We start from the raw sequence: 13,170 nt of genomic DNA on the forward strand, positions 1-13,170 counted from the left end.
CCAGACAATGCTATTCGGACTTGATGGCGTCGAGATAGGCCTCATTATCGTATTTTTCTGCCTCTTCGGAGGCATTCTTTCGGGTTTCCCCGTGGCCTTTGCCATCGGTGGGGCCGGGGTGATTTCGTTCGGGATTATCGCTGCTTTGGATAGTGCCGGACTGTTGATCCACCAGGCGATCGACACCGGCTCGCAAGCCTACCGCGACGTGGTGAATTCTGGCGTCAAACCTGACGTGATATCCGTGTTCCGATACCCGGATTTGCCAAGGATCGCCGAGCCGGTCTTTGTACAAGGCTGGGAAACCGCCCTGGACCGGAATGTTTCCTTCATCGTGAACCGCATGAACGAACGTGTTCTGGCCGGGCAGTCGATCGAGACGCTGCTGGCGGTGCTTATGTTCGTTCTGATGGGCATCACGCTGGAGCGTTCAAAAATTGCAAACGACCTGCTGACCACGATGGCGCGCGTCTTTGGCCCGCTGCCCGGTGGCCTTGCGGTCTCGATTGTGGTCGTGGGCGCGTTCCTTGCTGCCTCGACCGGAATCGTCGGCGCGACCGTTGTTACCATGGGACTGTTGGCCCTGCCGACCATGCTGCGGAACAACTATTCGCCGGAATTGGCGACAGGTGTGATCGCGGCCTCGGGTACGTTGGGGCAGATCATTCCACCCTCCATCGTGATCGTTCTGCTAGGTACACTGGCTGGTGACCTCTATTCGACCGCGCAGGAAACACGCGCGGTTGAGGCCGGGTGCACCGACGCGCTGACCTATCTGGGCGAGCCTGCAGTTGTTTCGGTGGGTACACTGTTCCAGGCGGCGCTGCTGCCTGGGATCATGTTGGCGCTGCTCTATGCGCTCTATGCCTTTGGCTATGCGCTGTTGAACCCGGAAAAGGCCCCGGCTGTTGAATTGTCGGGAGGCTCGGGTGAAACCATCACGCGCTCGGAAGGGCTGACCTGGCTGCTGGGCGCTCCGGTTGCTCTGATTGTTGGCGCGGTGCTTCTGGGAAGCGCGGGAGTGATTGGCAGCCAGAACATCTCGGTCTCGGCATTTACGGATATCGGGCAGGGCGCCTCGCTGCGCACGAACGTGTCCGATGAGTGTAAGGCTTCGATGATCGAACTGCATGGGCAATCAGCCTGGGACCAGGCCGTGGCCGAGCAGGAAGCGATTGACGAAGCAGGTGGTTCGTCCGAAGCGCAGCGTCTGAGCGAAGAGGAACTGGCTGCTGCGCAAGAGGCCAAGATCGCCGCTGCAGCGCCAATTGGCAACGGTGTCGCCGTGATTGTGGTACTGCTGGGTCTGACACTGGTGCTGGGTCGCGGAATCGCACCGTCGCAAGCGCCGCAGCCTCTGATCGTCGGAGCGATTGGTCTGTTGCTGATGCTGTTGGTCGACGTGTTGCTGATCGCGCCAACGACTTCGTCCGGGGCTACGTTCCTGATACTCGCCATACCTTTTGCGCTCGCAATGCATGGGTGCAAAGAAGCTGCCGCCCGTTGCGCGACCAATGATCTGATCCGTGTGGTCTTCCCACCGCTGGTGCTGATCATCGCGGTGTTGGGTTCGATCCTTGGCGGTGTCACCAACCCTACGCCGGCTGCGGCACTGGGGGCGGGTGGAGCGATCATGCTAGCGGCCTATCGGAAACTTCAGGATCAGAACCGGTCGGGCAAAGTGATCATCTGGTCAACCTTCGCAGTGATCATCGCACTGGTGATGGGAGTGAACTTTGATCTGCGCATCAATCAGGGCAATGTTTCGGTTGAAAGCTGGATCGCGTTCATCATCGCCTATTCGGCCTACCTCTATGCGCTGTTCGGCTTGATCTACGGCTGCTGGGTGCTGTTCTCAAGCGGGGTTCTGACACCGGTGGTGCGTGAGACAGCGAAGGTGACGTCGATGGTCTTCACCATCCTGATCGGATCGCAACTGCTGAACCTGGTGGTGATTTCCTTTGGTGGAGAGCACTATATCCAGCAGTTCCTGCGCAGCTTTGATAATGAATTCACGGTCTTCCTGATCGTGATGCTGGTGCTGTTCATTCTTGGCTTTGTGCTGGATTTCCTTGAGATCATCTACATCGTGATCCCGATCGTGGGGCCCGTGATCTATGGCGGATCGTTTGATCCGAAATGGGTGACCATCATGGTGGCGGTGAACCTGCAGACCTCGTTCCTGACGCCTCCGTTCGGATTTGCGCTGTTCTATCTCAGGGGTGTTGCGCCGAAAGAGGTCACCACTGGCCACATCTATCGCGGCATCATTCCGTTCGTGATCATTCAGGTTGTGGGCATCGCAATCCTGTGGTTCTTCCCGTCGATTGTAACCATCGTTCCTGACCTGATCCCGAACTGATCTGTCGCTTAGACTGACGAATACGGAGGCCCATTAGGGCCTCCGTTTGTTTTTCAGGAATTCGGCTGTGGGTGTGTCAGCCTTTCGAACTCCGCTTCAGTGGCATGATCGATTGCAAGGTCTGTGGTCTCGACAAGTCCGGCATTGGGATTGTCGAACGTGGCCTTGTCCAGCTTGCCGACCGTTTGCCCGACAATGGTGGTCACCACCGCATCGCCAGTGACATTCACAACCGTCCGCATCATATCGAGGATCCGGTCGACGGCCAGAATGATGCCGATGCCTTCCAGCGGCATACCCAACTGGTTCAGAACCATCGCCAGCATCACTATCCCCACACCGGGCACACCTGCCGTGCCGATTGAGGCCAGAACCGAGATTGAAATCACGGTCAGATAACCGCTTAGCCCCAGATCAATGCCATAGGCATTAGCCAGAAAAACGGTCGCCACTCCATGCATGATTGCGGTGCCATCCATGTTGATCGTCGCCCCTAGGGGAATACCGAACGACGCCACGGAACGGTCAACGCCGACTCTCTGAGTCACGCATTGTAAGCTGGCCGGAATTGTCGCGTTCGAGCTTGAGGTCGAGAACGCAAACACCTGCGCCGAGCGCATCTTGCGCAGGAATACCCGAGGGCTCAGCCCGGTCGTAAAATACAGCAGCGCCATCAACGTGACACACAGATGGAATACCAGCGTCAGGCTGATCGTGGTCAGATAGCCGATCACCGGTCCGAATAAGCCAAAGCCCTCCATCGCAAAGGTTTTGGCAATCAGGCTGAAGACGCCGATGGGGGCGAAGGCCATGACGATATTGACGATCTTCATCGCCAGTTCATTCATGAACTCGCAGCCTTCCACAAAGGCCTTGGCGCGGCTGCCCATCATTAGCACTGCAATACCAACGACCATCACGTAGAAGATGATCTGCAGCATCTCACCATTGGCCAGAGCGTTGATCGGGTTCTTTGGGATGATGTTCGCCAGTATTTCCCAAGTGGTCTGCGGGTTGGCGACGCTTACGCTATCACCGGCCAGATGCAGGCTCGTGAATCCGGTGCCCGGCCCAATGAGGCCCGCAAAAATCAAGGCAGTTGTCACGGCCAAGGCGGTGGTGGCCAGATAGGTAACGAAGGTCAGCCCTCCGACACGGCCCAGCAATTTGACATCGCCAATGCCGACAACGCCACACAGCAGTGAGAACACAACCAGCGGCACAACAAGCATCTGAAGTGCATTAAGGAACATTTGCCCAAACATGGACAGCACACCCTGCACAAGTGTTGCGTTGAGCGCAGCGATATCGAGATAGTTCAAGACCAGACCAAAGATCGAGCCCAAGGCGAGCGCGACCAGGATCTGGGTCGTCAGCGTGGCCGAAACCAGTCGGCGTGCGGCATATGTCATTTTCCCCCTCCTTCAGAACCTCTGCGACAGGGTGGGAGGCCTGCCGTAGCGACAATAAAGCCAGCCCGGTCAGCGTCTGATTGAGCTGCGGGTTTCAGGTTTGGGCTGGACGTTTAGAAGTGCGGCTAATTTGGTGACCTTGCGTCAACTTTCAATCGCACGGGCGGGGGAAGGTCGATTAAGATTGCTTAACAATTGGGCGCAGCATGGCGGAAGGTAGTTTAACGTGATGAAAAAAATGTATTTATTTTGTCGATACAGGTGCTGAAAATTCGATCAAATCCCAACGATTTCCGAAAGGATCCCGCCAGACGGCGACAATTCCATAGGGTTCATGGCGCGGGCGCTCTTCAAATCCTACGCCTGCTTCCAGCATCGCCGCGTGATCGCGGTAGAAATCATCTGTTTCGAGGAAAAAGCCAACGCGCCCACCGGTTTGATTGCCGACCGATGCGATCTGTTCCGCGCCCACCGCCTTGGCCAGCAACAACGAAGCACCATCCGAGCCCGGAGGCGTGATCCGCACCCAGCGTTTACCATCGCCCAGATCAATATCCTGCGTCAGAGTAAAGCACAGCACTTTGGTGTAGAACGCGATCGCTGCGTCATAATCCGGGACGACCAGCGTCACCGCATGAAGGCTCTGACGCATGATAGATTAACCTTTGGTGGGGTGGCGGTCAGGCAGTTGGATGTTGGCCACCTGCTCGGCAATCGGGGCCGACGAAAGGGGGTGGTGGGCCGTATGGTCACACTGCTCGGGATTTTTAATTCGCTGCCATTCACCCTGCATATAGACCTGCAAGCCCGCGAATTTGGCCTTGTACCCCATCTTGGGGCTGCCGGGCACCCAATAGCCCAGATAAATATAGGGCAACCCAGCCTCGCGCGCGATCTCGATATGGTCGAGAATCATGTAAGTGCCCAGCGAGCTTTGCTGGAACTCTGGATCGTAGAATGAGTAAACCATGCTCAGCCCGTCATCCAGTACATCGGTCAAACTGACGGCGATCAGCTCGCCGGTTTCGGGATCGGCATATTCTACGACTCGGCTGCGGATCGGGGTTTCCTCGATCATCGCGGCAAATTCGAAGACATCCATATCGGCCATGCCGCCATCCGCATGGCGCGCGTCCAGATACCGACGGAACAGGTCGAACTGTTCATCCGTTGCCCAGGGCGATGTTGCACGTCGGATCAAGTAGGAATTGCGCTTGTGGGCCCGTTTTTGGCTTTTGCTTGGCTGAAAGGCTGACACATCGATACGGGCAGACAGACAGGCGGCGCAGTCGGTGCAGGACGGGCGATACAGTACGTTCTGCGAGCGGCGAAATCCTTGTTGCGAAAGGCAATTGTTCAATTGATCCGCACCTTCCCCCTGTAGGGCGGTGAACAGTTTGCGCTCCATCCTGCCCTCAAGGTAAGGGCAGGGCTGGGGTGCCGTCACATAGAATTGTGGCGCAATTGGCAGCGTGTGTCGCATGAAGGTCCCGCATTTCCTCGGAACCGATGATAGCAACGGTTTTTGGCGCAGCCAAGTGTTTCACTCAGGTGTTTTTAGGCGCGCTGGTTGATCATCACGGTGCCGAGGAAGGCATCGGTCAGGCCCTGACAGCGGGCGCTGGTCATCATCATGATGACCGAAATGATCTGTAGTACCGGGATCGCCATGCTGACGAAATACCCTGCCGTATGTGCAATGGCTTTCCCCGTATCCATTCGGGCGCCAAAGGCGTCACGCAACTCTATCCCCATGAAGCGCATCCCCAGTGTGGCCGAGCCGTCGGCGATGGTAACGACGCGATAGACAAAGCTGATGACTGCGTAGATCAGCGCCAATATGAAGAAGCCCATGCCAAAGGTCAGCAGAATCGCAACCGTACAGAGCAATGAGATAAAGGCGATGTCGAACAGCCACGCGAAAAAGCGCTTGGTCGCTACGGATTGGTAGAATTCGGGTTGGCTGTCGGGGTCAGGCAGATGAAGCATAGACTGTAATCCGGGTATTGTGCAGAAACACCCTGTCCCGATGGGCGGGACAGGGCAAGCCACGATTACGCAGGTTGTTCGCCGTTTTCGTCATCACGATTATCGCGGGCGCGTTCATCCATGAACTCGTCGAACTCGGCCTTGTCCTTGGCTTCACGCAGGCGGTGCAGGAACGCCTCAAAGTCTTTCTGTTCACGCTCCAAACGCGCCAGGGTGTCGGCCTTGTAGGCGTCAAACGCGCTGTTGCCCGAAGGTTTCATGGCGCTCATGTGGCTGTTCCACGACGAACGGCGGCTGCAGGATTTGCTGAACATGCGTTTGCTCCAGATCATATAGGCAAGAAAGGCCAGGCCGATGGGCCAGAAGAAGATAAAGCCAAGGACCATTGCGGCGATCCAGGCGCCTTTGCCCTTGCTATCAAGCCAGGCTTCGCTTCGGTGCAGCCATCCCGGATTTTGGGGAACGGCGTGGTCGGACAATGCGGTCATGTGCTCTCTCCAGTTAAGATGTAAATGCTTTTCACATTACCAAGATGGGAGGGGGGATAGGTGGTTGCAAGGGGGTATGTGAAAAAGATTTACATTTTTCGGAATCCAGCGTCTGACCGGGCGGATCAATCAGCGGGGTGAAGCGCGCCATGGTTTTATTCAAATTTCGACATGGATAATTGCAGCAAGTCGTTTTCTGGTTTCTTCGCTCACTGGTCCCCGGATCAAAGCCGCCTATCTGGGCGGAGAAGTGTGAGGACGCTGTGAAACTGCTTGTTGTAAATCCCAACACCACCGCCTCCATGACGCGAAAGATCGAAGAAGCTGCACGGGCCGCTGCGCATTCCGAAACCACGATCATTGCCGCCAATTCGCAAGAAGGCCCCGCCAGCATTCAGGGCTATCTGGATGTCTCTACCTGTGTTCCCGGTCTTCTGGAGGTCGTGAAGGCGCATGCTGATGCGGACGCAATTGTTGTTGCTTGTTTCGATGATACCGGAGTCGACGCCGTGCGCTGCGTCACTTCGGCGCCAGTCATCGGCGTTGGGGAGGCGGCCTACCACGCGGCGTCCATGATCAGTCCAAAATTTAGCGTCATCACCACTTTGTCCCGATCTCTAGCAGGGCTAAAGGCAAACTTGTTGCGATACGGCTTAGATCGCAGATGTGTCAGGGTTCGGGCTTCGGATGTACCGGTTTTGAAGCTGGAGGAAAACGATCCCAAGACCATCGACATAATACGGGCAGAGATACGCGCCGCAATCGAGGAAGACCGAGCGGAAGCGATTGTTCTGGACTGCGCTGGCATGACAGATCTGATGTCACAACTGTCCGAAGAGTTCGGCCTGCCGGTGGTAGATGGCGTTGCATGTGCCGTCACTTTTGCCGAAGCCCTTGTCAAATCCAGATTGACGACGTCAAAGCTTTGTTCTTATTCCTAGCCGGTTTTTTTAACTAATTGCGTCAGAGGTCGAGTGGTAGCAATGGCATGTTGCTTATCAAAATTGTTAATTGATGCGTTCAATCGTTGAAACTAGTTGATGCACAAGATCATTTGCCGCGGCGGATGGCAGGCAATGCGCAGGGCGCATGATTGAAATATTCAGCGCAACCTCGGGAAAGAATGCTCGAAAGACAACCGAAGGCGATTATTACTGCCCGTTGATGTATCCGCTCACGGTGGTCGGGTCGCAAAGACTATGGCAAAGCTCTTTTTCGACCAGTTAAGTCAGGGTGAAAGGCTCTGAGTTCGAAGCCGTGTTCGAACCGAGCTTACTACAGAACGAAGGCAACGAGGGTTGCGATCAGGTTCGGGTCCCCCAACTGAATCGCTGCCCTTGGGCGGCCTAATAGCGATTTGGTGTCCCGTGTATATCCTAGAATTACGGGAACAAAATCTGGGCTGGAGCATCAGCGTATATCTGCGTCCAGAAATTCAGTGCACGGCGACAACGCCTCATAGTAGGCATAGCCCGCTGGTTTGCCCTTGATCTACGCCAGCCGGTCCGACGCGATGTCCATGGCCCAGATGTCATTCATACGCTCAACCTCAGATCGGCTGGATCAGCGCGCTCAAATCAGCGGGGGTAACGCTCGACGAAAGGTAAGTGACGCATATAATCCGCAAAGGTCAAATCATACCCAGAACCTGTCCGTTTCATCAATTCGCTGAACCAGCCGCTTAACAATCTAAACCTTAGCAACGGACGCCACGAGGTTTCGCAGTTCACGAGTTTCCGTTGTCCAGTTTTGAAGCGTAATAGAAGGCAATCGCCTGCGCGCGGTTCTTGATCGACAGCTTGTCGTATATGTTCGACAGATGGAACTTTACCGTGTTGGTCGAAATCTGCAGCTCTTTCGACAATTCCTTGTTGGACATGCCCTGCGCCAGTGCCTCAAGGATAGCGAGTTCCTTGCGCGACAGAGTCTGCAAAGGGTTCTGATGCATTTTGCGCACGTCGATATAGGGAAATACCATTTTGCCCTTAGCGACATCGACACAGGTTTCCAGCAAGCCTTCGACCTCGCCCGAACGCGGCGCGAACCCTGCGGCCCCGGCCTGCATAGCCTGACGCGGTACGTCCCCAGCCTCGTCCCCATAGACCACAAAGCGTGGCGCGTTGGTCTGTTCGCGCAGAACCTCAATCAGTTTTGCCGCGCCCAAAGCAGGAAGTTCCCAGGACACGATCCCCACCTGAACCGGCACCCGCATGACTGTACCCAGAAATCCCTCGGCGGTCGCTGAAGTGGCCACCAGAGAGAATCGCGGGTCGCGCTCGAAGATCTCGGACATGGCCGACAGCACCAAAGGGTTGTTGTTGGCCAGCATGACATCAATGGGGCGTTGAGATGTGTCGGACATTGTTTTCCCGTCTGATTTTATCTAAACCTACCCATTTTGGTGGGGATGCTTTCAGTATACATTGGCATATTTACCAAAATGGGTAGGATAATACCCGCCTAACAAGATATGCTAAAGCTGTAGTAAGTTACGTTGCGCCCCGGCGCAAGTTTCAGTTTTCCTCTGGGTCAAGGCGATCGGCGGTATCGAACACACCCGACGCACAGGAGGAGCACATGACGTTTCAGATTTATCCAACGCTCGACATCCCCGAGACGCTGGCCGCTGGCCCAGGACCGGGAAACACCGACGCACGTGTTTTGCAGGCGTTTGCCAGCGCCGGCGTTGCCGACCACATGCAGAGCGACGTGCTGCGTGGCATGATCGAATGCAAGCACATGCTGCGTCTGATCTGGGGCACCGCCAACACCCATACCTTCGCGGTTGCTGGCACCGGATGGAGTGGGCTGGACACCATGTTCTCGGCGGTGATGCCGGGTGACAAGGTTGTGGCCTTCACCAATGGCACCTTCTCGGGCATCGATGCGATGACTCTGCGGATCAAGGCTGCAACACCGGAAGAGCACGCGACCAACCCTCTGGACCCACAAGCTGCGAGTGTCGCCGTTATTGAGGTTCCTCATGGCCAGCCCGTCACAGGCGAGATGGTCGAAGAGGTGTTGGCCACGCACAAACCGAAGTGGGCCTTCATGGCGCATTGGGAAACCGGGTCGGGTCGGGTCAACGACCTGAGTGGCTTCTCGGACGCCTGTGAACGCCACGATGTGATGGGTTTGATCGATGCCGTATCGTCGTTGGGTATCGCGGATTTCAGCATCGATGACTATCCGGGTGTCGCGGGATGGGCCTCGTGCCCGCAAAAAGGGCTGTGCTGCCTACCGCTGACCTATGCGCCGGTCAGCTTCACCGACGCCTATATCGACGCGCTGAAGACCTCCGGCGCCTATACATACGTCCACAACCCGATTTTCGAAGCACGCCACTGGGGCATCGTTGACGGGCAAGACGTGGAAAAGGGCACCTATCACCGTACCCACTCGGGCTATGCGGTCGCCGCCTTCCATGAATCGCTACGCCTGACTCTGCAGGAGGGATTGGCCAAACGTGCGCATTCCTATCGCACGCATGAGGCCGTCCTGCGCGACGCCGTCACCGCGATGGGTTGCCAGGTCACATCGGACATGCCCAGCCTTGTGGTGCTGAACCTGCCCGCAGAGCTGGCGGGTCGTGAGATGGAGTTGGTACAGAACTGCCGCGCCCGTGGCTTTGGCATCTGGCCCACGCTCAGCGCCCCGGTTCAAGTCCGTATCGGCATCCTGAACCAGCTAACCCACCAATCGGTCAGTCGCATCGTCAGGCTGTTCGCCCAGGCCATCCGCGAGATGGGCGGCTCGGTTGATTTCGAAGCCATCGAAGCACTTTTGGAAAGTCGCTACGGCACATCTATCGCTGCATAACGGGAGGGAATGCAGATGGATATCCATGAATATCAGGCGAAAGAACTTCTTTCGAATTTCGGCGTCGAGGTCCCTTCGGGGGCTTTGGCCTACAGCCCCGAGCAAGCGGCATATCGCGCGCGTGAGTTGGGTGGTGACAAGTGGGTCATTAAGGCGCAAGTCCATGCCGGCGGGCGTGGAAAGGCCGGTGGTGTAAAGCTGTGCAACTCGGAAAGCGAAATATACGAGGCTTGTGACGAGATGTTTGGCCGCAAGCTGGTGACGCACCAGACCGGCCCCGAGGGCAAAGGCATCTACCGCGTCTATGTGGAGGCCGCCGTACCGATTAATCGCGAGATTTATCTGGGCTTTGTGCTGGATCGGTCCAGTCAGCGGGTGATGATCGTGGCCTCTTCGGAAGGTGGGATGGAGATCGAAGAAATCTCATCTGAGCGCCCCGACAGTATCGTCCGCTCAATCGTTGAACCTGCCGTTGGACTGCAGGAGTTTCAGGCCCGCGAAATAGCGTTTAATCTGGGGCTGGAACCTCGCCTAATTCAACACATGGTCCGTACCCTGCAGGGTTGCTATGCTGCGTTCAGCGAGCTGGACGCGACTATGGTCGAGATCAACCCGTTGGTCATCACTGGTGACGACCGTGTGCTGGCGTTGGACGCGAAGATGAGCTTTGACGACAATGCCCTGTTTCGCCATCCGCAGGTTGCTGAATTGCGCGACAAAAGTCAGGAAGACCCGCGCGAAAGCCGCGCGGCGGATCGCGGACTGTCTTATGTCGGACTGGACGGCAATATCGGCTGTATCGTGAACGGTGCCGGTTTAGCCATGGCCACGATGGACACCATCAAGCTGGCTGGGGGTGAACCTGCGAACTTTCTGGACATCGGTGGCGGTGCCTCGCCCGAGCGGGTGGCCAAGGCGTTCCGACTGGTACTGTCCGATGACAACGTTCAGGCGGTGCTGGTCAATATCTTCGCAGGCATCAACCGCTGTGACTGGGTGGCCGAGGGCGTAGTACAGGCGCTGCGCGAGTTGGAAATCGACCTGCCGGTCATCGTGCGTCTGGCGGGTACCAATGTCGAGGAAGGTCAGAAAATCCTGGCCAAATCGGGCCTGCCAATCATCCGCGCGACAACCCTTATGGAAGCCGCTGAACGCGCTGTGGGTGCATGGCGCAACGATCTGTCCCAAAACACCAAGATGAGGGCTGTGTAATGAGCATTCTTCTGGACCGCGACACCCGCGTTATCGTTCAGGGCATCACCGGACGCATGGCGCGCCTGCATACCAAGGATATGGTGCAATATGGCACCAACGTCGTTGGCGGCGTTGTTCCCGGCAAAGGCGGAGAGACCGTCGAAGGCGTACCCGTATTCGACACCGTCAAACAGGCGGTTGAGGCCACTGGCGCCGAGGCTAGCCTTGTCTTCGTGCCTCCGCCGTTTGCGGCGGATTCGATCATGGAGGCCGCAGATGCCGGTATTCGCTATTGCGTCTGCATCACCGACGGCATCCCCGCGCAGGACATGATCCGCGTAAAACGCTACATGTACCGCTATCCTAAGGACAAGCGCATGGTGCTGACCGGTCCGAATTGTGCCGGTACCATCAGCCCCGGTAAGGCGTTGCTGGGCATCATGCCGGGACATATCTACCTGCCAGGCAATGTGGGCATCATCGGACGTTCGGGCACGCTGGGTTACGAGGCCGCAGCGCAGTTGAAAGAGCGCGGCATCGGTGTCTCGACCAGCGTCGGCATCGGCGGTGATCCGATCAACGGCTCGTCCTTCCGCGATATCCTTGAGCGGTTCGAACAGGACGAAGACACCGAGGTCATCGCCATGATCGGCGAGATCGGCGGCCCTCAGGAAGCTGAGGCGGCAGAATACATCCGTGACCACGTCACCAAGCCTGTTGTGGCCTATGTCGCGGGTCTGACCGCGCCCAAGGGCCGGACCATGGGCCATGCTGGTGCAATCATCTCGGCCTTTGGCGAAAGCGCCAGCGAGAAGGTGGAAATCCTGTCAGCGGCTGGTGTGACGGTTGCTGAAAACCCCGCGGTGATCGGCGAGACTATCGCCCGTGTCATGGGAAAGGCCGCTTGATGGTCAAACCTTCGGTCCTTGTCACCCGTCGCTGGCCTGCCGCCGTCGAGGCGCAACTGGCCGAAAACTACAACGCCGTGCTGAATACCGGGGACAATCCGATGTCCCCGGCTGAACTCCGCGACGCGTTAAAGACATACGACGCGGTTCTGCCCACCGTCACCGACACGCTTAGCGCCGAGGCGCTGGACGTGACCGCAGCTCAGACCAAGATTTTGGCCAATTACGGCGTCGGGTACAGTCATATCTGTGAACCGGCGGCCCGTGATCTGGGTATGACGGTCACCAACACGCCCGATGTTCTGTCTGAATGCACCGCCGATCTGGCCATGACCCTGCTTCTGATGGTCGCCCGTCGCGCCGGTGAGGGCGAGCGCGAGCTGCGCGCAGGCGGCTGGACCGGCTGGCGTCCGACCCATTTGGTCGGCACCAAGGTCAGCGGCAAGACGCTGGGCATCATCGGCTTTGGCCGCATCGGTCAGGAAATGGCCCGCCGCGCTCATCACGGTTTCGGCATGAAAATTCTCGTACAGAACCGCAGCACCGTGTCGCCAGACGTACTGAAGCAATTCAACGCCACGCAGGTCGAGACAGTGGACGATCTGTTGCCGCAGTGCGATTTCGTCTCGCTGCATTGCCCCGGCGGGGCCGCGAACCGGCACCTGATCAACGGGCGCAGGCTGGACTTGATGAAACCCGACGCCTTTCTGATCAACACCGCGCGCGGTGAGGTGGTGGACGAGCGCGCTTTGGTACAGTCGCTGATGTTCGACACGATCGGCGGCGCTGCGCTGGATGTTTTCGACGGCGAGCCGCGCATCAACCCTGACCTGTTGCAATGCGACAACTTGGTGATGCTGCCGCATCTGGGCAGCGCAACAAAAGAATCGCGCGAAGCCATGGGCTTTCGCGTGCTGGACAATCTGGGCGACTTCTTCGCTGGTCGCCCACCCCGTGACCGCGTGATCTGACGCACCCTTCTTCAAAGGAGCAAAACC

At 57.3% G+C, this 13,170-nt stretch carries 12 protein-coding genes; 6 read left to right on the forward strand and 6 right to left on the reverse strand.

Annotated elements, in window-relative coordinates; all coding sequences use genetic code 11:
* Positions 1 to 7 precede the first annotated feature (7 nt).
* A complete protein-coding gene (locus ACR0L9_RS05720) occupies positions 8 to 2,362 on the forward strand; it encodes a TRAP transporter large permease (RefSeq protein ID WP_480895161.1) in 2,355 nt (784 codons plus the stop codon).
* A 53-nt stretch (positions 2,363 to 2,415) separates the two neighbouring features.
* Here the strand turns inward: ACR0L9_RS05720 and ACR0L9_RS05725 are convergent, their stop codons facing one another.
* The 5 genes from ACR0L9_RS05725 to ACR0L9_RS05745 all read right to left on the reverse strand — a co-directional run bounded on the left by ACR0L9_RS05725 (position 2,416) and on the right by ACR0L9_RS05745 (position 6,251).
* On the reverse strand, positions 2,416 to 3,774 hold the full coding sequence (locus ACR0L9_RS05725; RefSeq protein ID WP_170396598.1) for a dicarboxylate/amino acid:cation symporter: 1,359 nt from the start codon (positions 3,772 to 3,774) through the stop codon (positions 2,416 to 2,418).
* 244 nt (positions 3,775 to 4,018) lie between these two features.
* Complete coding sequence (locus ACR0L9_RS05730) at positions 4,019 to 4,426, reverse strand: VOC family protein (protein ID WP_170396600.1); 408 nt, start codon at positions 4,424 to 4,426, stop codon at positions 4,019 to 4,021.
* 6 nt (positions 4,427 to 4,432) lie between these two features.
* Positions 4,433 to 5,257 (reverse strand): arginyltransferase, encoded by an 825-nt coding sequence (locus tag ACR0L9_RS05735; protein WP_170396602.1) that lies wholly within the window; start codon positions 5,255 to 5,257, stop codon positions 4,433 to 4,435.
* 74 nt (positions 5,258 to 5,331) lie between these two features.
* Positions 5,332 to 5,763, reverse strand: a complete 432-nt coding sequence (locus ACR0L9_RS05740) for an RDD family protein (RefSeq protein WP_480895164.1) — start codon at positions 5,761 to 5,763, stop codon at positions 5,332 to 5,334.
* Between the two features lie 65 nt (positions 5,764 to 5,828).
* Entirely contained in the window at positions 5,829 to 6,251 is a 423-nt protein-coding gene (locus ACR0L9_RS05745; protein ID WP_170396606.1) for a DUF2852 domain-containing protein, read from the reverse strand.
* 263 nt (positions 6,252 to 6,514) lie between these two features.
* Here ACR0L9_RS05745 and ACR0L9_RS05750 point away from each other — a divergent pair, with 263 nt between their 5' ends.
* Positions 6,515 to 7,192 (forward strand): aspartate/glutamate racemase family protein, encoded by a 678-nt coding sequence (locus tag ACR0L9_RS05750; RefSeq protein ID WP_480895166.1) that lies wholly within the window; start codon positions 6,515 to 6,517, stop codon positions 7,190 to 7,192.
* A gap of 785 nt (positions 7,193 to 7,977) precedes the next feature.
* On the opposite strand, the gene ACR0L9_RS05755 is transcribed toward ACR0L9_RS05750, so the two are convergent.
* Positions 7,978 to 8,613 carry a response regulator transcription factor gene (locus ACR0L9_RS05755; protein WP_255612072.1) on the reverse strand — a complete coding sequence of 212 codons (636 nt, stop codon included), beginning with the start codon at positions 8,611 to 8,613 and terminating at the stop codon, positions 7,978 to 7,980.
* Positions 8,614 to 8,828: 215 nt separating this feature from the next.
* Between ACR0L9_RS05755 and ACR0L9_RS05760 the strand changes: the two genes are divergently transcribed.
* Genes ACR0L9_RS05760 through ACR0L9_RS05775 form a run of 4 tightly spaced genes read left to right on the forward strand, consistent with a single transcriptional unit; the run spans position 8,829 to position 13,143 of the window.
* The gene (locus tag ACR0L9_RS05760; RefSeq protein ID WP_480895168.1) at positions 8,829 to 10,070 is read left to right on the forward strand and encodes a pyridoxal-phosphate-dependent aminotransferase family protein; all 1,242 of its coding nucleotides are present in this window, start codon (positions 8,829 to 8,831) and stop codon (positions 10,068 to 10,070) included.
* A 15-nt stretch (positions 10,071 to 10,085) separates the two neighbouring features.
* Positions 10,086 to 11,282 (forward strand): malate--CoA ligase subunit beta, encoded by a 1,197-nt coding sequence (locus tag ACR0L9_RS05765; RefSeq protein ID WP_170613801.1) that lies wholly within the window; start codon positions 10,086 to 10,088, stop codon positions 11,280 to 11,282.
* Complete coding sequence (sucD, locus tag ACR0L9_RS05770) at positions 11,282 to 12,172, forward strand: succinate--CoA ligase subunit alpha (RefSeq protein WP_170613799.1); 891 nt, start codon at positions 11,282 to 11,284, stop codon at positions 12,170 to 12,172. The genes ACR0L9_RS05765 and sucD overlap by 1 nt, the downstream gene beginning before the upstream one ends.
* Complete coding sequence (locus ACR0L9_RS05775; RefSeq protein WP_170613797.1) at positions 12,172 to 13,143, forward strand: 2-hydroxyacid dehydrogenase; 972 nt, start codon at positions 12,172 to 12,174, stop codon at positions 13,141 to 13,143. Before sucD ends, ACR0L9_RS05775 begins: the two co-directional genes overlap by 1 nt.
* The last annotated feature ends 27 nt before the right edge of the window (positions 13,144 to 13,170 follow it).

The sequence above is a fragment of the Ruegeria sp. I3 genome, assembly GCF_056532525.1.